The sequence below is a fragment of the Streptomyces sp. NPDC017991 genome (genome assembly GCF_044328075.1).
GTDB lineage: Bacteria > Actinomycetota > Actinomycetes > Streptomycetales > Streptomycetaceae > Streptomyces.
Window position 1 is genome coordinate 189,001 of record NZ_JBIRGP010000006.1, and the last position, 21,839, is coordinate 210,839.

Consider the following 21,839-nt stretch of genomic DNA (forward strand, 5'->3'; position numbering starts at 1 on the left):
GAAAGCAGGGCGCGGGTGCCCCTATGAACCTTGGGAGAAGGCACCATGACCCAGCAGTCACTGGAGCCCAGGACCACCGCCGACGACGCGGGTGAAGGAACCCGCGTCCCGGCCGGCCGGTCCTGGCTCGACCGCTACTTCCACATTTCCCTGCGGGGAAGCACGGCCGCGCGTGAGGTGCGCGGCGGAGTCACCACCTTCATGGCGATGGCGTACATCCTCCTCCTCAACCCCCTGATCCTGTCGGGCAAGGACGTGGCGGGGGACACGCTCGGCAGACAGGCCCTGATCACCGCGACGGCGTTCGCCGCGGCCTTCACCACGCTCCTGATGGGCTTCTTCGGCAAGGTGCCGCTGGCCCTCGCCGCGGGACTGTCCGTCTCCGGCGTTCTCTCCTCGCAGGTCGCGCCCCAGATGACCTGGCCGCAGGCCATGGGCATGTGCGTGATGTACGGCGTGGTGATCATGCTGCTCGTGGTCACCGGGCTACGAGAAATGATCATGAACGCGATACCGCTGGCGCTGAAGCACGCGATCACCATGGGCATCGGTCTGTTCATCGCGCTCATCGGCCTGGTGAAGGCGGGCTTCGTCCACCAGGGCGAGGCGACCCCGGTCTCGCTCGGCGCTACGGGCGAACTGGCGGGCTGGCCGGTGCTGTTGTTCGCCGTCACGCTGCTGGCCATCTTCATGCTGCAGGCCCGCGGCGTCCCCGGCGCGATCCTGATCGGCATAGTCGGCGGAACCGTACTCGCCGTGGTCCTCAACGCCCTCGACGTGATCGACCCGAAGCAGTGGGCCGGCGGCGCGCCCGAACTGCACGGCAGCGCGGTGTCGATGCCCGACTTCTCGATCTTCGGTGACGTCGAGTTCGGCGGCTGGGGCGAGGTCGGCGCGATGACGGTCGGCATGATCGTCTTCACGCTCGTCCTCGCCGGGTTCTTCGACGCGATGGCCACCATCATCGGCGTCGGCACCGAGGCGGGCCTCGCCGACGACAAGGGCCGGATGCCGGGCCTGTCCAAGGCACTGTTCGTCGACGGCGCGGGCGGCGCGATCGGCGGGGTCGCGGGCGCGTCCGGTCAGACGGTGTTCGTGGAGTCGGCGACGGGGGTCGGCGAAGGTGCCCGCACCGGGCTCTCCTCCGTCGTCACGGGCCTGTTCTTCGCGGCCTGCCTCTTCTTCACCCCGCTGACGGCGATCGTCCCCGGGGAGGTCGCGGCGGCTGCCCTCGTCGTCATCGGCGCCATGATGATGATGAACGCCCGCCATGTGGACTGGGCCGACCGCGCCACCGCGATCCCGGTCTTCCTGACCGTCGTGATCATGCCGTTCACATACTCCATCACGGCGGGCGTCGCGGCCGGGGTCATCAGTTACGTCGCCATCAAGATCGCTCAGGGCAGGGGGCGGGAGGTCGGGGCGTTCATGTGGGGCCTCACGGCGATCTTCCTGGTCTTCTTCGCACTGAGCCCGATCGAGAGCTGGATGGGCGTCCACTAGGGGCTCCGCCGGGGTGCACGGTAATGCAACCTGCGGCCCGGTGGGGGTTGGCCGCGCAGTTCCCCGCGCCCCTAAAAACCAAAAGCCGGGGCGCACACCCGCCCCGCAAGGGGCGCGGGGAACTGCGCGCCCAGCCACGACGCACCCGCAGGCGACGAGGAGCCGTCCGGCGGGGCACCACTGGCCGCACCGGTGGACGGGCGCTTGCAGTGCGTGCGCCCCGTAAGGGGCGCGGGGAACTGCGCGCCCGACCACAACGCACCCGCAGAAAAACACGCAGGGAAAAGGAGACCGAGAATGCTGGACATCGCCGAAGAGCTGCACCGGTGGGCCCTGGAAGGGCGCGACTTCGCCGTGGCCACCGTCGTGGCCGTCGGCGGAAGCGCGCCGAGGCACCCCGGCGCCGCCCTCGCCGTGGACGCCGCCGGCACGGCGATCGGCTCGGTCTCCGGCGGCTGCGTGGAGGGAGCGGTCTACGACCTGTGCCAACAGGCCTTGGAGGACGGGGAGTCGGCCCTCGAACGCTTCGGGTACAGCGACGAGGACGCCTTCGCGGTGGGCCTGACGTGCGGCGGCGTCATCGACATCCTGGTGACCCCGGTGCACGCCTCCTCGCCGCTCCGCGAGGTGTTCACGTCGGCGGTCTCCGCAGCCGCCGACGGAAAGGCGGCGGCGCTCGCACGCGTCGTCTCCGGCCCGGCGGAACTACGGGGCCGCGCCCTCCTCGTACGCCCCGACGGCCCGTACGAAGGCGGCTTCGGCGCGCACCCCGAACTGGACCGCACGGTGGCGCAGGAGGCGCGGGCCCTCCTGGACGCGGGCCGCACCGGCACCCTGGAGATCGGCGAGCGGGGCTCCCGCTGCGGAGCACCGCTCACCGTGCTGGTCGAGTCCTCGGTCCCGCCACCCCGGATGATCGTCTTCGGGGCGATCGACTTTGCCTCGGCCCTGGTCCGCGTCGGCAAGTTCCTCGGCTACCGCGTGACGGTCTGCGACGCGCGCCCCGTCTTCGCGACGGCCGCACGCTTCCCGGAGGCGGACGAGATCGTCGTCGAATGGCCGCACACCTACCTGGAGCGCACGGAGGTCGACGCCCGTACGGTCCTGTGCGCCCTGACCCACGACGCCAAGTTCGACGTACCGCTCCTCGGGCTCGCGCTGCGGCTGCCGGTCGCGTACGTGGGAGCGATGGGCTCCCGCCGCACCCATCTCGACCGCAACGAACGGTTGCGCGAAGTGGGCGTGACGGAGCGGGAGTTGGCCCGGCTGCGGTCACCCATCGGCCTCGACCTCGGCGCCCGTACGCCCGAGGAGACCGCCCTGTCCATCGCCGCGGAGATCGTCGCGAACCGGCGGGGCGGGAGCGGGGTGTCGCTCACCGGGGCGCACACGCCGATCCACCACGACGTGTCGCGGTCGCAGTCCCCGATGCGGCGGGTCGGGGCGGTGGCCTGACACCCCGGCCGACAGGGCGTGTCAGACGTGGGCGATCAGACGTGGGCGAGCAGTCGTTCCAGCGGAGGCGGGGTCCGGTCGAGGTCCAGGCTCGCGATGAGTTCCTGCGCGTACTGGGCCTTGCGGCCGGCGTGGGTGCCCATGAAGCGGTGGAGGTGCTGCTCCACGGTCCACCCCCGCTGAGCGGGCTGGTTCTGGAGGGTGCGGAAGGCGCGCAATTCGCCCTGTTCCTCGACCACTTGCTGGATGGCGTCGGCGCCAAGGGAACGGATCAGTTCGTCCTCCAGGTCCGCGCGGCAGAGATAGAACCCGAGGGACTCCAGCCCGTCGGTCGTCAGGTCGGAACCGATCCCCGCCCGCTCAAGCGCGCGCCGGAAGAACCTCTCCTCGGCCACGTCGCACAGACCGGCGAGCCGGACGTCGAGCCCCTGGGGCCCGCACAGGTCCACGAACCTCCCGACGCTCATCGCGCCCCCGAGCGGCACCACCGAGATCCCCTCCTCGTCGAGGTCCCGGCCGTGCCGGGCGGCCAGCGCCTCGACGGCGACCTGGTCGCTGCCTCCCTCGACGAGCACGACCGTACGCAGCCCGGCGCCGGCCGCCGCCTCCCGCGCGCTCGCGGCCGCTTCCGCCGCCCCCGCGCCGCCGGCCGCCCACCGGACGACTGCCTGACGGAACCGCCCCATGTCGTTCATGGGTCCCAGTCTCGCAACTCCGAGCGGGCTCGTTCCACAGACTTTCGCCGTGGCACCTCGCGGGAGCCCCACAGACGGCCCCCTCAGCCCTCAGGGGCGCGACAGCAGCCCGTCCACCGCCCGTCCGAACATCCAGCGGCCCGCCCGCCCCAGCACGGGGTCGAAGACGCGCGGCAGCCCTCGCACCCCCAACTCCTCCCGCCACAGCACCTGCGAGCCGCCGCCCGGCGTCGGCCGTACCTCGATCTCGGCCCACCCGACGACGAGGCCGCCGCGTTTGACGAGCCGGCACAGCCCGGGCGTACGATCCAGGGGCGGTCGCCAGACGACGACCTCCATACGATCGTCGAACGCCACCGGCCCCACCCCGGTACGCGCCACGAAGACCGTGCCCGCCCCACGCGGCGGCAGCGTGACGACCCGGACCCGCGTCAACGGCACCACATCGGCATGCCGCTCCCACAGAGTGAGCCGCCGCCACGCCTCGTCGGCGCTCAGGGAGGTGTCCCGTCGCACATGAAAGAGAGTCACGCGGTGATCGTATGCACTCGCCTTGGATACCGGGGTGAGAGCCGCACGGTGGTCGCCGTCCGATGAGTTGGGTATCCCTTTCCTAGGAACTCGGTGTTCGGAGCATCAGTGATCGTTGAGGTCCGGGGGAGGGGGCGCTGTGGGCGAGCTGGACGCGGCCACTGCGGGGCGACTGAGGGTCCGTTCGCCGGACGGTGTCGTCCATGGGGGCGGGCTGCTGCTGACCGGAACAACCGCTGTGACGTGTGCGCACGTCGTGACCACCGCGCTCGTGGGAGGCCCCTCCGAGGCCTTGCGGGCGGACGTGCCGCGCGGGCGCGTCCTCGTGGAACGGCCGGCCGAGTCCGGGAGGCCCGGTGTGTCCGAGACGGCCGAGGTGACCGAGGGCGGCTGGTTCGTCGGACCCCTCGCCGGCGAGGACCGTACGAATCCGGCCTTCCGCACGGATTTCGCCGTACTGACTCTGAGCCGTCCCTTTCCGCACGGCACGCGGACCGCGGTGCCCGGACGCTGCCCGGCTTCCGACGGCCGAACGCTCAGGGTGTTCGGGTATCCGAAACAGGCGCCCCACGGGCTCTGGGTGTCGGCGCGGCTGGTCGGAGCGGGCGGGCCGTGTCCCGTGTGGCGGCAGCTGGACGTCGTCGCGGATTCAGGAGTCGGTGTCGAGCAGGGCTTCAGCGGCGCGGGAGTGTGGGACCCGCGGTCGGAGCGCATGGTGGGCCTGGTCACCGCCGCGTTCAGCCGTGGCGGGGCCCGGGTCGCGTGGATGCTGCCTCTGGACGCCGCGGCGGACCAATGGGCCGCCCTGTACCCGCACTTCGACGTGGGGCCGGACGTCAGGGGAGTGGTCGACGGCAGTGGAGTCGGGGGCGGGAGGTACGAGGGGGCCGGGGCCTCTTCGGACGGGGCAGGAGCGTGGACCCGAACCGTCGTGCCGGTGTCACCGGGACCGCCGCAGCCGTCCGTGCCCTCGGTCCCGGAGCAGTTCGCCCTGGCGAAGGCACTGCTGGCCATCCCCCAGGTCGACGAGGACAACGGCGCCGCCCTGCGGAGTCTGCTGCCCCCGGCGATCCGGCACAACGTCAAGTCGCAGTCACGGGCCCATATGCAGGTGGCCGAGATCGTGCGTGCGTGTACCCAACACCGTGACGGGCGCGCGGCGTTGCGGGAAGCGGTCGTCCTGCTGGATCCCGGGTCGGTGGCGGTCGAGGCCGCCATGAGCCTGCTCGACCGGTTGTGGGCCGTGGGTGACGGTGCATGAGTTCCACACTTCCACGGAAAGTGGACGACACAGGATCATGGGCTCCGTCGAAGATCCTGCTCGACGCACTGGAGGGCCTGTCCGCATTCGACGAGATGAGCACCGTACGGACCTGCGTCGGCGTGGTGGAGCAGTTGCTGGGCGTGCGGATGAACCTTCCCGAAAGCCCGCGCCGCCGTACGTATCTCATGACCCTGCTGTCCGCCGTGTCGGAGCACCGGAACGGATGGCAGGCCCTGGGCAGCGCGGTCGATCTCGTGGAGGGCGACACCTTTTCGGCCCAGCGGGTGCGCACCGCGATCGCGGTGACGGAGGTGCCCCTCTTCCCGTCCGCGGAATGGGCGAAGCTGATGACCCTCCTGAGCGGGCTGCAGATCCCCGAACTCCCCTGGCTCTACCAGGAGGTCATGGCCTACCGCGGCGAGCCGCCGCCGCCCGCGCACTGTGCCGAGCCCTGGCTGGCGGTGCTGCACGCCGCGACGTTCAACGCCCGGCCGGGTGAACCGCTGCCCTGTGTGCAACTCGTCGCGCGGCTCGCCCGCCAGGTCAAGGGCCCACAGGCGGCCGGGCTCGCTTCCTGGGCCGCCGCGCACGGCACGCCGGCCACGGCCGGCGAGTCACCCACCGGACAGGGAGAAGAGCTTCCCCCGCCCGGCACGCCTTCCCTGCCCGGCACGCTGCCCCCGCCCGGCACGCTTCCCCCGCTCGGGCCCGCCGCACCGGCCGCCGTTCCCGTCACGCCCGTACAGGCCCGGCCCCACCATGCGGACGCCCCTCGCGTCTGGCGGCCGGGGGCGGGTCTGCTGGTACGGGTGAAGCCGCTGCCCGACCCGGACCACGACAAGGAGCGCCTGCTGTCGCACTGGTGGCAGCTCGGTTCGTTCCCTGCCCGCCCGGTCCGCGGCGAGGACCGCCGCATCGACCTGAGACGGCTGTCCGAGCGGGTCACGGCCCTGGTGGAGGAGGCCGAGGCGGGATGGGCGTACTTCTACAAGGACGACCTCGCCCTGGAGTTCTTCCTGCCCCGGGAGCTGCTGGAGCTACCGGTCGAGAGCTGGACCAAGCGTCCTCTGCTCGGCGCGAACGGTGTGCTCGGCGAGGACCATCCTGTCCTGCTGCGCAGTCTGGACCGGATGGAGCGCCTGGACACCCACGGACGATGGGCGAAGCGATGGGATCACCTCGCCCGGGGGGAGGAGGGGCGGGCACACTGGTTTCCGGAGGACGGCCGAGCGCGGTTGCTGATGGATCCGCTGCCCGCCCTCGTCGTGCTCAGCTCCCCGCCCTGTCGCCGCGGGGAGCAGGAGACGGAGTTCGACGAGCTCGGAGAGTGTCTGCGCGTAGGTGTGCCGGTGGTGGTCTGGGACCGCAGGGAGGGACACGATCCCGTCTTCCGGCGGGATCTCGCCGATCTGCTGGCGCGAAGAGGTGCCACGGATCTGCCGGACGCCGTCAGGGAGTTGCGCATCCTGGCCCGGGACGACGACTCTGAGAGGGCCTCGTCACTGATCGGTCGCCATTTGGCGCTGCTCTGGGACGACCCCTACCGGCTCCCCGAGGATCCGAGGAGCACGGCCACTCCCGAGGCGGACCGAGGGGAGTCGTAATGCGACCGGAGAGCGAGACCGCGACCGGCGACGGAGGGACGCTTCCCCCTTCGCGCACCGGCACCGATCCACCCGGGCCCGCGTCGCCGCCCGCTCGTGCGGCTGCCGGGTCGGCGGCCGGCACCGGCCCGCCCGCCTGGTGGATCTACCAGGGCACGGGGGAGCCGCTGGGGGAGGGGACGCTGTTACGGCGGCTGCCGCCACCGCCCCAGTGGCGGATGTTCACGGGCGGGCCGGAGACACCTGCCCCACCGGAGGACGAGGAGGAGGTGCTCCGCCGGCTGGGCCGGGTCCACCCGGTGGGTGCGATGTCCGAGCAACTGCGGCACGAGGCCGACATGGTGAACGCCGCGCTCTATCTGCGACGGCCGCTCCTGGTGACGGGAAGGCCGGGGACGGGCAAGTCGGCCCTGGCCTACCGCATCAGCCGTGAACTGGGTCTGGGCCGGGTGCTGCGCTGGCACATCACGAGCCGCAGCACGCTCCGCTCGGGCCTGTACGAGTACGACGCGATCGGCAGGGTGCAGGATGCCGCAGCCGCGCGGGCAGGGTCCGGAACCCTGGCGGGGGAGCCGGTGGCGGAGACGGACGGGGCGGTTGGTGCCGAGGTCGGGGACTACCTTCAACTGGGCCCGCTGGGAACCGCGTTACTGCCCTACGCCGCTCCCAGGGTGCTGCTGATCGACGAGATCGACAAGAGCGACCTCGATCTGGCCAACGACCTCCTGAGCGTTTTCGAGGAGGGCAGGTTCGCCATCCCCGAGCTGGTGCGGCTGCGCCGGCGCCATCCACGTACCGTGGTGCTGACGGACGATCCCGACGGCAGTGTCACGATCGCGGAGGGACTCGTCAGATGCCGGGCGTTCCCCGTCGTCGTCGTGACGAGCAACGGCGAGAGGGAGTTTCCTCCCGCCTTCCTGCGGCGGTGCCTCCGGCTCCATATGCCCGAGCCCGACCACGAACGGCTCGCCGACATGGTGGCCGCGCACTTCATGGACGAGGAGACGCGGGGCGTCGACTCCCTCGGCCTGCTGGAGCAGTTCGTCCGGCGCAGCCGCGAGCGCGGAGGGCTGGCCGCGGACCAGTTGCTGAACTCCGCATACCTCAGCCTGCACGCCCTGGACGGCTGTTCGCTCGACGGCCTGGTCGACGCGCTCTGGCACCGGCTGGACGGTGAACTTCCCGAAGCGGGTACGCCATGACCGACAGGCCCTACTGGTGGGAGATCGCGGACGCGCTCTATCTGGCCGCCTGCCGCGAGGACGCCACGGAAGCGGATTCCGGGCCGGCCGGCGCGGAGGACCAGGCCCCTCCGTCGGAGCGGGACCTGCCCCCGCTGCCGGGGCCGCCCACCGCACCGAACCAGGACGTGGCCGCCGGGCAGGGACCCGCGAGTGCCGCACGCCGGCGGGTGGAGGTGTCCCTGACGGCACTCTCGGCCGCCAGGGGAACCCGTGCGGGAGGCGGGGAGAGCCCCCGCGCCGACGTCTCTCTCAGTCTGGCGAACTCGCTCGGCCTGGAACGAGCCCTGCGACCGCTCCAGTTGTGGGTCTCCTCGCCCTACGCCGTGAAACTGGACGAGGAGGCGACCGCCGAACGGGCCGCCACCGACGGACTGTGGCTGCCGCAGACGCGCTCGGAGCCGGAACCCCTCCTGGAACTGCTGCTGGTGGCCGACGAGGGCCCCACCATGGCCCTGTGGCAGGACTCGGCGCTCCGGATCCGGAAGATGCTGGAGCACACGGCGGCCTTCCGGATCGTTCGGACGGCGTCCCGGGCGGTCGGCACCGCCGCCTCGTTGCCGTCGACCGGCCCGAACCGACTGCTGCTCGTACTCACCGACGCCGCGAGCCCCGCGTGGCGCACCGGGCAGGCGGCAGCCCAACTGCACGAGTGGGCCCGGACCGGTCCGACGGCGGTCATCCATCTGCTGCCCCAGCACCTGTGGGAACTGACCCTGCCGAGTACCACCCGGGCAGGCCTGCGCGTGCCCACCAGAGGGGCGCCCAACGTCGCCTACCGGGTGGAGACGCTGCTGCCGCCCCACGACCTGGACCGCGGCCCGGCGGCCTCCTCCCTCCCGCCGACCGGTGCGAACGGATCGGTCGTGCCGGTGCCCGTGGTGGAGCTGAGGGCCGGTCCGCTCGGCCGGTGGGCCGACCTCGTGGCCGCCACGGGCGGCGACCGCAGACACGATCTCGCGGTACTGCTGACCACGGCCGACGGGGATCTGCTGGCCCAGCCTCCCCAGGACGACGCACCGGACGACGCACCGGCCACGCCCGCCGCGGCCGAGGACTCGGCCCAGGAGAGCGTGGCCCGGTTCCGCTCCGCCGCGTCCCCCACGGCGTTCACACTGGCCCGCCGGCTGGCCGCGGCCCCGCTGAACCTGCCCGTCATGCGCATGGTCCAGCGGACCGTCTCCTCGGCCCAGCCGTGGAACCTGTCCGAGATCATGCTCGCCGGGCTGATCCACCGGATCGACTCGGCCACGGACGCGGAGGACCCGTACCAGGTCTGCTTCGACTTCGTCCCCGGCACCCGGGAGGAACTCCTGGCACTGGGCAGCCGCGCCGAAACCCTGGCGGTACTGCGGCAGGTCGAACAGCACGTGGGCCCCGGCCTGGACGCCCGGTGGGACGGCGGAGCGGCCCTGGTCGCCTCCGACACCCACGCCGGCACGCCACCGCTGACCCAGCAGACGCGTCGGTTCCTGCCTTCCCTGCACTCCGCTCTCACCGCACTGTCCGGGCCGTTCCTGGCCCGCGCCGACGAGGTGGGGAGCCTGCTGAGCCGGCCGGCACCCGAAACCCGGGGCCCGTACCTGTCGGCCCCCGACGACGCACCGCAGGCCACGCCGCGGCCGGCGGAGGAGACTTCCGCCGTGCGGAACCGGCCCGGCCCCTCGCGGCAACCGGCACCCCGGTCGCCCGAAGCACCCGGGATCCCCTCAACAGGAGGCAACGTGACCCTCGGCCAGTCTCCCTCCACCGGTCGGCGCCCCCCGCAGGACGCCTCCCGCCTGTGGGGCAACGTGCCCCAGCGCAACCGCAACTTCACCGGCAGGGAGGACCTGCTGGAGCTGCTCGCGGAGCGGCTGAGGACCGGCATCGCCGCCGTGCTGCCCGAAGCGCTGCACGGCATGGGGGGAGTGGGCAAGTCCCAGATAGCGGTCGAGTACCTGTACCGCCACAGCCGCGACTACTCGCTCGTGTGGTGGATCCCCGCGGAACAGCACAACCAGGTCATCCAGTCCCTGATCGAGCTGGGCGACCGCATGGGCCTCAAGGCGGGCTCCGACGTCAGCGCGGTCCGTACCGTACTGGAAGCGCTACGCACCGGTGTTCCCTACCGGAACTGGATCCTGGTCTTCGACAACGCGGAGAATCCACGCGAGATCCGCCGGTACTTCCCGACGGACGGGCCCGGCCGCATCCTGGTCACCTCCCGCAACGCCCAGTGGTCCAGCCTCGCCAGTTCTCTTGAGGTCAACGTGTTCGCCCGGGAGGAGAGCATCGCCCTCCTCAGGCGTCGCAGCCCCGACATCCCGGATGTGCCGGCCGATCAGCTGGCCACCGCGCTCGGGGATCTGCCCCTCGCGGTCGAACAGGCGGCGGTCTGGCTCGCCGAGACCGGGATGCCGGCTCACCAGTACCTCGAACTCTTCGAGCGGAAGTGGACCGAACTCCTCCGGTCGGACCCGCCCCCCGACTACGAGATGCCGGTCGCCGCGGCCTGGAACGTCTCGCTGGAGCGCCTCCAGGAAGACCACCTGGACGCTCTCAACCTGCTCCAGGTATGCGCATTTTTCGCCCCCGAACCCATTTCCTGGGACCTGTTCTCGGCCGTTCGCGGGGTGTCGGTACCGGAGGATCTGCAGGCCACGCTGGAGGACCCGGTGAAGCTGGCCAGGGCGGTACGGGAGATCGGCCGGTACGCCCTGGCCCGCATAGACCACCGGCAGAGCACGATCCAACTGCACCGGCTCGTCCAGCGCGTCCTGGTCGACCAGATGAGCCCCGACGAGCAGAAGAGCATGCGTCATGCCGCGCACCAACTCCTCGTGCACGCGGATCCCAGGAACCCGCAGCGCATTCCGCACTGGTCCAGGTACTCCGATCTGCTGCCCCATGTGCAGGTGTCGAACGCGGTCGAATGCGGTGACCCGTGGACCCGGCGACTGGTGCTCAACGAATTACGTTTCCTGGTCGCCCGGGGCGACTTCAGCGGGGCCCAGAGCTTCGCCGAGAAGGCCAGGTCGTGCTGGACCGACAGGCTGGGACAGGAGCACGCCGACGTGCTCGCCGCCGACCAGGTCCGTGCGGAGGCACTGCGCTGCCGGGGCCGGTACACCGACTCCTACGACCTGCAGAAGGACCTGGTGGACCGCTTCACCCGGGTCCACGGCGAACACCACGAGGACACCCAGCTCGCCTTGAGCCTGCTGGGGATCCACCTGCGGCTGCGGGGTGACTTCTACGGTGCCCGCGAGCTCGACGAGAGGACCTACAGCACGTCCCTGCGGGTCTTCGGGCCCGATGAACCCAACACCCTCCAGGCGGCCCACAACTACGCGGTGAGCCTGCGGCTGGCGGGCGACGTCCAGGCAGCGCTCCAGCTCGACGAGGAGACCTGGCGACGACGGGTGGAGGTCATCGGGGAGGACCACGTCTACTCGCTCGGCACGCTCAGCGCGTACTACCTCGACCTGCAGGAACTCGGACGTTACGCGGACTGCCTGGAGGGTCACGAACACCTGGCGGCCCGGGCCCGGGACCAGCTGGGGGACGAGCACCCGCTGACCGTGATGATCAGCGCGGAACTCTCGGCGACCCGGCGCAAGGCAGGGGACCACGAGGGCGCGTACCAGTTGACCTCACAGCTGAGGGAGATCGCCGAGCGCCGTCTGTCCCCCGACAACCGTGACGCGCTGCGGGTCAATCTGGTCCATGCCACCGATCTCCGCCAGGTCGGACAGCTGCAGGCGGCCCGCGCGCTGGGCACCGACGTGATGGATCGGCACATCAGGAAGTTCGGGGAGCAGCATCCGCACACCTTTGCGACGTTCCTCAACCTCGCGGTCACGCTGCGGCTGCTGGGAGAGGTGGAGCAGGCGCTGGAACTGGACCAGAAGGCACTGGACGGCCTCAGTGCCGTTCTGAGCCCCGATCATCCGCGTACGCTGCTGGCCCGGATGAACCTCGCCAGCGACCTGTTCGCCCTGGGCAACTCCACGAGAGCCGAACGGATCGACCGGGACGCGGTCCCGGAGGCCTCCCGCGTCTACGGACCCGACCATCCGGCCTCCCTCGCCGTGCAGTTGAACCACGCCGCGGATCTCAAGGCCACGGGCGACACCACGGCCGGCCGCGAACTGCACGTCAAGACGCTGGAGAGGTACCGCAAGCAACTGGGCGCGGACCACCCGGCGACCCGCGACGCCAAGCGCGGCATCCGGGCCAACATCGACATCGACCTCGTCGCCCTGTAGCGGGCGGCACGAGAAGGACGGGCGCGCCTACCGAACACCGGCTGCCCGCACCCGACCGAGTACCGTTTCCGGGCCGCGGTCCGATCAGCCACGGTCCGATCAGCGGTGGTCCGGTCAGCCGTGGTCCGGTACGCCGGAGGAGCCTTCTCCGAGCAGTGTTCCGCTCTCCGCGAGCCATCCGGCCAGGGCCAGCGGATCAGGTCGGTCGGTGCCGGATCCGCTCAGGGCCCGACGGAGGCCCACCACCAGTTCGGGCCGCTCCAGCAGGAGACGGGCCGCCGGGGGCCGCTCGTGCTCCTCCCACGTGGCGGCCCAGCCGACCCACGCCTCGGAGTCCTCGGGGCGTCGGGCGATCCGGTCGCGGAACCACCGCTCGGCCCCGGCGGATTCACCGGCGATCACCGACATGAACGCGGCGGTCTCGCCACGGGCGGCCACGCGGTCCTCGGCGAACACCTCGGGGCGGCTGAGGAAGAGCCGGGAGAGCGCTCCGCGCGAGTCCGGCCGCACCAACTCCGGCCGGGGGCGCGGCAGCAGACGGACCGGGCCCGCATACGCCTTCCCGGCTCGCCAGGCGTCGGCCAGCAGCCGATCGGTGACGCCGTCCGGGGCGAGATGCCGCAGCCGCCACATCGCCCGCCGTCCGGTGCAGACGCGTCGGGCCAGTCCGGCCGGCAGATCGGGCACCTCCTCGTCCTGCCAGCCGTCCACCACATCGGCCAGGGCCGACACGAAGGTCTCGCCCGGGGAGGTCAGCCGACCGGTGGAGGCGAGCGTACGAGCCGCCTCCCCGACCTGTTCCCTGAGCACGGCGAACTCGAAGTGGGCGAGCGCCGCCTCTCGTTCGTCGGCGGCCTCCCATCGGTGGGTACGCCAGAAGTCGGCAACACCCGCGAAGGCGAAGGTGCCGTGGAGAAGCCCGAGGGCGGGTCGCGGGTCACTGCGCCAGGGGGCGAAGAACACGGGTTCGTCGAGCCGTCCGTCGTGGTCCGGGACCGGGTCCGAGACCAGGGGCACCAGGGCTAGCAGAGCGTTCAGCTGCTGATGCCGTGACTCGTGGGCGAGTGCGGCGGCGGCCTGCGCGCGATCGGGCGGCAGGGACAGGGCCACCGCTCCGAAAGCGTCCTGGCTCGAAGCGCTGGCCACGGCCGTCGGGTCGGTGGAAGGGGTCGGCAGTGGAACGACACAGGTGACGAGGGTGGTGAACGCCCGGTGCGTCTGGGGATGCGAGCGCTCCAGGAGAGCCGTGGCGTCGGCCAGCCGCGTCCGCCAGATGTGGGACGCCCCTGCCACGGAAGCCGCGGGCAGGAGTACCGAACCGAAGTCGCGATAGGGGGTCACGGCGTCCAGGCGCAGCGGGCCGGCGGCGGTCGACGCAGCCCGCATGTCGAGGACGGGCTGCCATCGCGCGACCGGACCTGTGCCGCGCAAGGTCATCTCGGCTGTGGCATCCGCGCCGTGCACCACGATGCCGTCGCCCGACACATGGACTTCGGCGACACCCCAGGGATCATCGTCCACCGGACCCGCCACCCCCAGCGACGGCAGCCAGACGTGGCCTCTCGTGGTCGGCAGCCGGAGCGTCGCCGGGCCGCTGCCCGCGCGGACGGTGAGGGCGGCGGCCAGACAGTGGAACTGTCCGATCTCCACCCACAGAGGCGGCTCGCTCGTGTCCCGGGTGTCCTTGTCGGCGGGCTCGGAGGCGAGTTCGTCCCCCAGGCGACGCAGCAAGCGGGTGGCCCACGTCCTGACGAACGGATCCGCGACCGTTGACGCCACCGCGCTCGGGGACCGCCGCTGGGCCTCGACCGCCATCGTCCAGGCCGCCGAGGGCGGGGCCAGGGCCCCGAATGCCTCGGGCGGCAGCTGCTCCACGCGGTCGAGCAGTGAACGCAGGAGCAGCATCCGCATGCTTCGCTCCGCGGATTCCAGCCGCTCCAGCCCCGCCGCGCCCGGGGTCCCCGACGCGATGGCCCGGAGTAAGGACGTGGAGACGTCGTACACCCTGAGAGGGCTCGCGCCGGTCATGGCTGCGGACTTACCTCCGAGGACACCTGACGGCGGGCGTATGCGGACATCTCTTCGCTCTGGCTGTCGCCCAGCAAGGGGCCGAACGCATCACTCACCGACTCGCCCACGGCGCGCAGCGCCTGGCGAAGTGCCGGGTCGTCACTCTCGGCGAGCTCGGCGAAGGACAGCGGAGACAGATCGAGCAGCCTGGAGGGGAACACACGGTCGTGGTCCGGCATTTCAGCAACCTCGGCTGTCGCGGGTACGGGGCACGGCGGATACTTTCTACGCTGGGGGCGGCCCGGCGAACCCGGCCTGACACGTCAAGGAGCAGCGCCGCCCGCGGTCGGTCCAACCGACGCGGACGGTGTCTGGTCGGCCAGGGTAGCGCCACACTCGGCCGATACTGGAAACGCCTGTCCGCTAGTGGGACGAAGTCGGTACATAACGAAAATTTAGGTTGTTATTTCTGTCAGCTGGATACGCTTGTTGTGGCCTTTTCCCACAGGATGGACGACCGGTACGGTCGCTGGGGGGAATGGGCGGGCCAAGGGGGAGAGCCGTCGTGGAGCTGACGCGATTCACCACCGAGGACGGCGTGGAAGTGATCGTCGAGACGGACGACGACGAACCGGCGATCATTCCTGTGGCGCGCGGGGCGGACGGTATCGCCGACGCCGCGGCGACACTCGACAGCGGCCTCGACAGCATCACCGCGATCGCGGGCTCGGCCGTACGGCGGCTGAGAGCCATGGCCCAACGGCCGGACGAGATCACGGTGGAGCTGGGCGTCCGGCTCAACGCCTCGGTGGGTGCTGTCATCGCGAGGTCGGAGTCGGAGGGGCACCTCGCCGTCACGTTGGTCTGGAGATCGGGGAACGCGGCCGGCCAGGACTCCTGACGCCGTCTCAGACGTTCAGCAGATCCCGCACCCCAACCGGCAACCCCGTCACGGACGACTCATCGGCCGGTGTCCTGCTGCTCTGGGCGGATCTGGCCCTGGCCCTGGTCGGACTGCCCGGCGCCCCGCTGTTCGCGGTCGTCCCGGCGGCGACCCGGCGGCTACGCGGCTGTCGTCGGCCCGCGTGCCTGCGGGCGCCCCGAGTCGCGGGTGGCGGTTCGCGCCTGAGGGACAGTCCGCGCCTGAGGGGGAGTCCGCGCGGACGTCGGTTCGGACCCGGGTGAAGTTCCGGGCCCGGCATGTGTTCTGGATCACGCGTCGCGTGTTGAGGGTGGGACGGGGGCAATTCCCGTACCTCACCACGACGCACGCGCGACGAATGCGAGGATGAGGCCCGTCATGACTGCTGGGTGGGGTGTTCGCACGGTACGGGCCGCGGTGTTCGCGGTCGTCTGTGTGCTGCTCGCCGCCCTCGGCCACGTGCTGATGTCCGGCTCCCCGGTGGCCTGGTGGACGATGGCCGCCGGGACCGTGGCGACGGGCGGCGCGGGCTGGTGCCTGGCCGGCCGGGAGCGCGGACTCCCCCTGATCGTGTCGGTGGTGGTCGTCACCCAGGGCCTGCTCCACTGGTCGTTCTCGCTCGCGGCGTCGGTGGCTTCGGCGGCGGGGCCGGTGGCCTCCGGCCGGGGGATGGGTGCGGCGCACATGTCTTCCCTGGGCGCCACGAAGACCATGGATGCCATGGACATGGGGTCCATGTCCTCCATGGGTTCCGGACACATGGGTGCAGGACACATGGGTGCCGGCCACACCGCCGCGGAGCACATGAGTGCGGGACACATGGGTGCCGAGCACGTGGGCGCCGGCCACATGGGCTCGGATGCCATGAGTCAGTCGGCGCACGCCATGGACGGAACGTCCTCGCTCGGCATGCTCGCCGCCCACCTGTTGGCCGCGCTGCTGTGCGGTCTGTGGCTGGCGTACGGCGAACGCGCCGCCTTCCGCATCCTGCGCGCGGTGGCCGGGCGCCTGGTCGCACCCCTGCGGCTGCTGCTCGCGCTGCCCACGCCCCCGCACCGCCCGCGTTTTCGCGTCCGCCGCGGTTCCTCCGACCGTTCGCCGTGGCGCCTCCTTCTCGTCCACGCCATCACTTCTCGGGGTCCGCCCGCGGGGTCCGCTGCCTGTTGAGACAGCCGGATCCCCGAGGCGCCGCCACGCGCGCCTCGGGCGTCGGCCGTACCTCCGTGTACGGCCGTACCCCCCTCGCCGGACCGACGTGCGAGCGCGCCGTGCGACCGCGCCATCGGTCCGGATCACGGATGACCCGAGAAGGACACCTTGTGATCACTCCTGCCCCGCCCGTCTCACACGACGGAAGCAATAGCGGCGACGCGAGCAGCAGAAGCAACGCGAACATCAGAAGCGACGCAGGCATCGGAAGCGACAGGAGCGATAGAAGCGGCACGGGTGGTGAGACGGCGGCATCCGTCGACGAGTCGATAACCGCCTGGGCGCTGGCCGCCCGGGGCGGCGACCCGGACGCCGTCGAGCGTTTCGTGCGTGCCCTGCACCGTGACGTCGTGCGCTATGTCGCGTACCTCTCCGCCGATCCGCAGGCCGCCGACGACCTGGCCCAGGACACGTTCCTGCGGGCGCTCGGCAGCCTGCACAGGTTCGAGGGCCGCTGCTCGGCCCGTACATGGCTGCTGGCCATCGCGCGCCGTGCCGTGGTCGACAGCCTCCGGTACGCCGCCGCCCGGCCGCGCCTGTCCGACGTACCGGACTGGCGGCTGGCGATCGAACGGGCCCAGCCGCGCGGCCTGCCCGGCTTCGACGACGGGGTCGTGCTCCTCGACCTGCTGGCCGCGCTGCCGGACGAGCGCCGTGAGGCGTTCGTTCTCACGCAGATGATGGGGTTGCCCTATGCGGAGGCGGCCGCGCTCAGCGACTGCCCCGTGGGAACGGTCCGTTCCCGGGTGGCCCGCGCCCGGGCCACCCTCATGGACCTGCTCGCCGAAACCGACCCACTCACCACCGCACCCGCGACCGCAGCGGTACCCGTGACCGCAGCCGTACCCCTGGCTGCCTGACGAAGCTGACGAAGCTGACGAAGGGGGCGCCGGCAACCGCTGCCGTCGCCCCCTCCGTGAGGCTCACACCGTGAGCTTGATCGCTTCGAGCCAGAGGTCGTTGTTGTGGGTCCCGGCGTAGGTGAAGTCGTACCCGGACTCGGGGGCGTCGCATTCCAGGCCGAGCCAGGCGTCGTTGTGGACGTGGGCGGTCTGGCAGACGCTGCTGCTGCCGCCCCCGACGTTGATGGTGAACCCCAGCATGTCCGGCGCGTCCTTCTTGGTGCTGCCGACGTAGTTGTCGATACCGTCGGCAGCACCCGACCACGGGTCGGGGAAGTGTCCCTCACCGTTGGTGGAGCCGGGGTTGTGGACGAAGGCGGCGCTGCTGGTGCCCTTGGTTCCGGACACGGCGATGTTGACGGCCTTGAGCGGCGTCTCCTCGCCCACGGTGCCGGCCGTCTCGCCGTCGCACACGGCGTCGGTCCAGCCCTGGCCGGACACGTAGGCCCGATAGCAGATGTGCCGTCCGGTCGGGTCCTGCGCGGCGAGTTTCTGGACGGCGGTCGCCGCCGTCTTCTCCGGGGCCTTGGTCTCCTTGTCCTCGGAACCACCGCCCCCTGCCCCTGCGCCTGCCCCGGCTCCGCCCGCCTTCTGCGTCTCGGTCGCGGCCGGGGGTGTCGTGGGGATGGAGGACGGGGCCTTGGGCGCTTCGGGGGTCGGTGAGGGGGAGGGTGCCAGGGTGCTGATGCCGGCTTCCTGGAGTTTCTCCGTGGCGGCGCTGCGTACCTGTGGCTTGTAGGCGATCCACAGCATGACGAAGGTGATGGCGAGGGCCATGAAGATGCCGAGGAAGGTGGCGAGCCAGCGCGGGAGGAATCCCCGCTGGACGTAGGTGCCTTCGACGTCCAGCGGCTCGACGCCCGACCGCTGCACGGCCAGCGTGTACGGGCGGGACTCCTTCGATCCGAACCAGATGATCTGTCGCGGCTTCAGCGTCGTCTTCACGAACGCCGCACGGCCCGGCTCGATCTGCACGTTCGACGGATGGATGTCGTACGACAACTGGTCACCGTTGTCGCTGCCGCTCACCGACGCCGTCAGCTTCGTGTTGCCCAGGTTGTCCACCGCCAGCTTCGGACGACCCCGGAAACGCCCCTTCACCGTCGGCGGCACCAACTCCGCCCGCACCTCCGTGAACGGGGTGATGGTCAGGTTCCCCTCGGGGACCGTGGTGGCCTCGGGGTGCTCGGTCGGCGTGATCCGGACCGCGTACGCATTGGGACCCGCCGTCGCATCCGGCGTACGCGGCGGCGCGAACGCGATGTCCACCGAACCCGTCGTCCCGGGATACAGCCGCAGCACCTGCGGCTCCACCCTCGCCCACGGCGCGAGCGGACCGACCGCCTCGAAGCGGTACTCGTCCACCACATCACCGGTGTTACGCAGACGCAGCCGCACCGTCGTACTGCCACCCGGGTCCACGGTCGCGGAGGCGGGTTCCAGAGAAGTCCATAGGCTCACTCTCGGACGTTAGACGCAACGCGGGTGCCGAGTCAGCAAGCGGCGGGGCAGGCCGGCTGCCCTTGGGGACGCGCCCGGCTGCCCCCGCACCGGTGCCGGACGCCGGCAGTGACGGACGAGGCCTCCCCACCGGCGAGAGAGGTGTGCTGCCCTGCCTGGGCCGCGCGAAGTGCTCAGAGCCAATCGCGCCGCTTGAAGATGACATACAGGCTGGTGCAGACGATGGCCATCAGGGCGATCGAGAGGGGGTATCCGAACACCCAGTGCAACTCCGGCATGTGCTCGAAGTTCATGCCGTAGACCGTTCCGACGAGGGTCGGGGCGAAGAGGATGGCCGCCCAGGACGAGATCTTCTTGATTTCCTCGTTCTGTTCGAAGCCCGCTTCCGCCAACGCCCGCATCTCCGCGTTCTGTTGCTGGGTGACCAGGGTGGCGTTGACCGTGAGGATGTCCGTGAGGGCCTGGCGGAAGCCGTCCACGCGCTCGCTGGTGTGAGTTACGTGGTCGGCGACGTCGCGGAGGTAGCGCTGGAGTTCGTCGTCGGTGCCGTACTTGGCGAAGCCCGCCATCAGGCCGTGCAGCATGCCGACCAGGGGGCGGGTGGCGCGCTGGAACTCGACCATCTCGCGGGAGAGTTCGTAGATGCGGCGCGAGACCCAGGGGTCCCCGCCGAAGACCTCGGTCTCGATCTCGTCGATGTCGTTCTGGACACCGGAGACGACCGGCGCGTAACCGTCCACGACCGCGTCGAGGATGGCGTAGAGCACCGCCTCGGGGCCGAGGCTCAGGAGTTCCGGGGTCTCCTCCATACGGCGTCGCACGGCGGAGAGGTCGGGAGCGGCGCCGTGCCGGACCGTGATGAGGAAGTCGGGGCCGAGGAACACGTGCAGTTCGCCGAAGTCGACCTCCTCGGACGCGTCGAGGTAGCGGGCCGCGCGCAGGACGACGAAGAGCGTGTCGCCGTACCGTTCGAGCTTCGGCCGCTGATGGGCCTCCATCGCGTCCTCGACGGCGAGCGGATGAAGGTCGAACTCGGCCGCCAGGGACAGGATCTCCTCCTCCGTGGGACGGGCAAGCCCTATCCACGCCATGCCGTCCGGCTGCTCGCGCAGCTCACGGAAGGTGTCCGCGAGGGAGGCGGGGGTCGCGACGCGCACACCGTCGCGGTAGAGCGCCGCCTGTACGACGCTGCCGGGCTCCACGGCGTCTGTCTTCGCGTCGGCCGCGGCGGGGCCGGGCGCCGGAGGGCCCGGAGGGGCTTCGGCCGTCGGGGCCACGGCGCGTCGCCATATCGGCTTCCGGTTGCCCCTGGTGGCGGGTACGGGGCGGGCTCGGCGCTCCGGCATCGCGGCTGCCTCCGTGTCACACGTGTCGCACGCTTGTTCGTACGTCTCGCTTCTCGTCCGGCTGTCGTCTGTCGTGTCGTCTGTCGTGTCGGCTGCCTGGGCGGCTGCCTGGGCAGCCGTTTCGCCGACCGTCCTGTCGATCACGTGCAGGATATACGGGTCGCATGGCCGAAGCGGCTCGGCCCGCTCGCGGACAGGGGGTGTCCGCACGGCCCGGTAGCGTGCCGGACATGACGAAGACCTCGACCGCTCCCGTGCTGAGCGTCCGCGAGCTGAACCGTGCGACCCTCGCCCGGCAGTTGCTCCTGCGCCGGGCCACCCTGTCCGCGAAGGACGCCGTCGAACACCTCGTCGGCCTCCAGGCGCAGAACGTGAAGCCCCCGTATCACGCGCTCGCCGCCCGCCTGGAGGGCTTCGCCCCGCAGGAGCTCTCGACGGCCATGGAGGCGCGGGAGGTCGTCCGCATCGTCACCCTGCGGTCCACCATCCACACCCACACCGCGGACGACTGCCTGACGCTGCGCCCGCTCGTACAGGCCGCCCGCGAAAGGGAGTTGTACGGCTTCCGCAAGGGGCTCGCCGGAGTGGACCTCGACCGGCTCGCCGCGATCAGCCGGGAGCTGGTCGAGGCCGGGCCGCGCACGATGAAGCAACTGAGGGAGGAGTTGCTCGCCGAGTGGCCGGACGCCGATCCGGCGGCCCTCGCCATCGCCGCCCGCTGTCGGCTGCCGCTCGTCCAGGTCACCCCGCGCGGACTGTGGGGCCGCAGCGGCCAGGTCGCGCTCACCACCGCCGAGCACTGGCTGGGCAGGCCGTCCGCGCCGGCTCCCGCGCCCGACGCCACCGTCCTGCGCTACCTCGCCGCGTTCGGGCCCGCCTCAGTCAAGGACATGCAGACCTGGGCCGGTCTGACCCGGCTCCGCGAGGCCTTCGAACGGCTGCGGCCCCAGCTGGTCACCTTCACCGACGAGCACGGTGTCGAGCTCTTCGACCTGCCGGACGCGCCCCGCCCGGACGCCGACACGCCGGCCCTCGCGCGTCTGCTGCCCGAGTTCGACAACCTGCTCCTCTCGCACGCCGACCGCTCCCGAGTCGTGTCCGCCGACTACAAGGGCCGTACCTGGCGGGGCAATCAGGCCTACCCGACCCTGCTCGTCGACGGGTTCCTGGCGGGCGTGTGGCGGCTGGAGGAGACCGGCGGCCGGCCCGTGGTCACCGTCGAGCCCTTCGGCACGCTCACGAAACAACAACGCGCCGAGGTGACGGAGGAGGCGGGACGGATGCTGGGTGCGCTGAGCGGATCGCCGTCGCCGTCTTCATCGCTCTCGCCCTCGGTCTCGCCGTCGCCATTGGCCTCGGCCTCGGCCTCGTACGACATTCGGTTCGGGACCGTTGTACGAGGCTGATGGCCGGGTGTCCAGGAGAGGTGCCGGACAACGTGGAAAG

At 71.3% G+C, this 21,839-nt stretch carries 16 protein-coding genes; 10 read left to right on the forward strand and 6 right to left on the reverse strand.

Annotated features, from left to right (window positions below):
- Positions 1–45 precede the first annotated feature (45 nt).
- Positions 46–1,503 (forward strand): NCS2 family permease, encoded by a 1,458-nt coding sequence (locus tag ACH4DZ_RS19705; RefSeq protein ID WP_398288458.1) that lies wholly within the window; start codon positions 46–48, stop codon positions 1,501–1,503.
- A gap of 297 nt (positions 1,504–1,800) precedes the next feature.
- On the forward strand, positions 1,801–2,958 hold the full coding sequence (locus tag ACH4DZ_RS19710) for an XdhC family protein (protein WP_398288459.1): 1,158 nt from the start codon (positions 1,801–1,803) through the stop codon (positions 2,956–2,958).
- A 35-nt stretch (positions 2,959–2,993) separates the two neighbouring features.
- Here ACH4DZ_RS19710 and ACH4DZ_RS19715 read toward each other — a convergent pair whose 3' ends face one another.
- Both ACH4DZ_RS19715 and ACH4DZ_RS19720 read right to left on the reverse strand, forming a co-directional pair.
- The gene (locus ACH4DZ_RS19715) at positions 2,994–3,653 is read right to left on the reverse strand and encodes a TOPRIM nucleotidyl transferase/hydrolase domain-containing protein (protein ID WP_398288460.1); all 660 of its coding nucleotides are present in this window, start codon (positions 3,651–3,653) and stop codon (positions 2,994–2,996) included.
- A 90-nt stretch (positions 3,654–3,743) separates the two neighbouring features.
- Entirely contained in the window at positions 3,744–4,184 is a 441-nt protein-coding gene (locus tag ACH4DZ_RS19720; RefSeq protein ID WP_398288462.1) for an SRPBCC family protein, read from the reverse strand.
- A 139-nt stretch (positions 4,185–4,323) separates the two neighbouring features.
- On the opposite strand from ACH4DZ_RS19720, the gene ACH4DZ_RS19725 reads away from it, so the two are divergent.
- The 4 genes from ACH4DZ_RS19725 to fxsT are packed head-to-tail and all read left to right on the forward strand — an operon-like array spanning position 4,324 to position 12,543.
- Positions 4,324–5,445 carry a trypsin-like peptidase domain-containing protein gene (locus ACH4DZ_RS19725; protein WP_398288464.1) on the forward strand — a complete coding sequence of 374 codons (1,122 nt, stop codon included), beginning with the start codon at positions 4,324–4,326 and terminating at the stop codon, positions 5,443–5,445.
- Positions 5,446–5,465: 20 nt separating this feature from the next.
- Positions 5,466–7,052, forward strand: a complete 1,587-nt coding sequence (locus ACH4DZ_RS19730; RefSeq protein ID WP_398288465.1) for a hypothetical protein — start codon at positions 5,466–5,468, stop codon at positions 7,050–7,052.
- The gene (locus ACH4DZ_RS19735; RefSeq protein WP_398288466.1) at positions 7,052–8,254 is read left to right on the forward strand and encodes an AAA family ATPase; all 1,203 of its coding nucleotides are present in this window, start codon (positions 7,052–7,054) and stop codon (positions 8,252–8,254) included. The genes ACH4DZ_RS19730 and ACH4DZ_RS19735 overlap by 1 nt, the downstream gene beginning before the upstream one ends.
- Positions 8,251–12,543 carry an FxSxx-COOH system tetratricopeptide repeat protein gene (gene fxsT / locus ACH4DZ_RS19740; RefSeq protein WP_398288467.1) on the forward strand — a complete coding sequence of 1,431 codons (4,293 nt, stop codon included), beginning with the start codon at positions 8,251–8,253 and terminating at the stop codon, positions 12,541–12,543. Before ACH4DZ_RS19735 ends, fxsT begins: the two co-directional genes overlap by 4 nt.
- A gap of 114 nt (positions 12,544–12,657) precedes the next feature.
- Here fxsT and ACH4DZ_RS19745 read toward each other — a convergent pair whose 3' ends face one another.
- Positions 12,658–14,571, reverse strand: coding sequence for an aKG-HExxH-type peptide beta-hydroxylase (locus ACH4DZ_RS19745; protein ID WP_398288468.1), 1,914 nt, complete (start codon positions 14,569–14,571; stop codon positions 12,658–12,660).
- Positions 14,568–14,792 carry a hypothetical protein gene (locus ACH4DZ_RS19750; RefSeq protein WP_398288469.1) on the reverse strand — a complete coding sequence of 75 codons (225 nt, stop codon included), beginning with the start codon at positions 14,790–14,792 and terminating at the stop codon, positions 14,568–14,570. Before ACH4DZ_RS19750 ends, ACH4DZ_RS19745 begins: the two co-directional genes overlap by 4 nt.
- 326 nt (positions 14,793–15,118) lie before the next feature.
- Here ACH4DZ_RS19750 and ACH4DZ_RS19755 point away from each other — a divergent pair, with 326 nt between their 5' ends.
- The 3 genes from ACH4DZ_RS19755 (at position 15,119) to ACH4DZ_RS19765 (ending at position 17,544) form a co-directional block, all read left to right on the forward strand.
- Positions 15,119–15,454, forward strand: coding sequence for a CU044_2847 family protein (locus tag ACH4DZ_RS19755; RefSeq protein ID WP_398288470.1), 336 nt, complete (start codon positions 15,119–15,121; stop codon positions 15,452–15,454).
- A 399-nt stretch (positions 15,455–15,853) separates the two neighbouring features.
- On the forward strand, positions 15,854–16,642 hold the full coding sequence (locus tag ACH4DZ_RS19760; RefSeq protein WP_398288472.1) for a hypothetical protein: 789 nt from the start codon (positions 15,854–15,856) through the stop codon (positions 16,640–16,642).
- A gap of 152 nt (positions 16,643–16,794) precedes the next feature.
- Positions 16,795–17,544, forward strand: a complete 750-nt coding sequence (locus tag ACH4DZ_RS19765; RefSeq protein ID WP_398288473.1) for a sigma-70 family RNA polymerase sigma factor — start codon at positions 16,795–16,797, stop codon at positions 17,542–17,544.
- Between the two features lie 63 nt (positions 17,545–17,607).
- Here ACH4DZ_RS19765 and ACH4DZ_RS19770 read toward each other — a convergent pair whose 3' ends face one another.
- Together ACH4DZ_RS19770 and ACH4DZ_RS19775 are read right to left on the reverse strand one after the other, a co-directional pair.
- Entirely contained in the window at positions 17,608–19,047 is a 1,440-nt protein-coding gene (locus tag ACH4DZ_RS19770; protein ID WP_398288474.1) for a hydrolase, read from the reverse strand.
- A 173-nt stretch (positions 19,048–19,220) separates the two neighbouring features.
- Complete coding sequence (locus ACH4DZ_RS19775) at positions 19,221–20,393, reverse strand: magnesium and cobalt transport protein CorA (protein WP_398288475.1); 1,173 nt, start codon at positions 20,391–20,393, stop codon at positions 19,221–19,223.
- Between the two features lie 230 nt (positions 20,394–20,623).
- Here ACH4DZ_RS19775 and ACH4DZ_RS19780 point away from each other — a divergent pair, with 230 nt between their 5' ends.
- Positions 20,624–21,799: a winged helix DNA-binding domain-containing protein gene (locus ACH4DZ_RS19780; RefSeq protein WP_398288476.1), complete on the forward strand. Its 1,176-nt coding sequence runs from the start codon at positions 20,624–20,626 to the stop codon at positions 21,797–21,799.
- Positions 21,800–21,839: the final 40 nt, after the last annotated feature.

Bases quoted from the DNA above. Each gene is read 5' to 3' on its own strand.
- ACH4DZ_RS19705 (WP_398288458.1), top strand. From the start codon at position 46: ATGACCCAGCAGTCACTGGAGCCCAGGACCACCGCCGACGACGCGGGT.
- ACH4DZ_RS19775 (WP_398288475.1), bottom strand. From the start codon at position 20,393: ATGCCGGAGCGCCGAGCCCGCCCCGTACCCGCCACCAGGGGCAACCGG.
- ACH4DZ_RS19760 (WP_398288472.1), top strand. From the start codon at position 15,854: ATGACTGCTGGGTGGGGTGTTCGCACGGTACGGGCCGCGGTGTTCGCG.
- fxsT (WP_398288467.1), top strand. From the start codon at position 8,251: ATGACCGACAGGCCCTACTGGTGGGAGATCGCGGACGCGCTCTATCTG.
- ACH4DZ_RS19745 (WP_398288468.1), bottom strand. From the start codon at position 14,571: ATGACCGGCGCGAGCCCTCTCAGGGTGTACGACGTCTCCACGTCCTTA.
- ACH4DZ_RS19780 (WP_398288476.1), top strand. From the start codon at position 20,624: ATGACGAAGACCTCGACCGCTCCCGTGCTGAGCGTCCGCGAGCTGAAC.
- ACH4DZ_RS19715 (WP_398288460.1), bottom strand. From the start codon at position 3,653: ATGAACGACATGGGGCGGTTCCGTCAGGCAGTCGTCCGGTGGGCGGCC.
- ACH4DZ_RS19735 (WP_398288466.1), top strand. From the start codon at position 7,052: ATGCGACCGGAGAGCGAGACCGCGACCGGCGACGGAGGGACGCTTCCC.
- ACH4DZ_RS19710 (WP_398288459.1), top strand. From the start codon at position 1,801: ATGCTGGACATCGCCGAAGAGCTGCACCGGTGGGCCCTGGAAGGGCGC.
- ACH4DZ_RS19750 (WP_398288469.1), bottom strand. From the start codon at position 14,792: ATGCCGGACCACGACCGTGTGTTCCCCTCCAGGCTGCTCGATCTGTCT.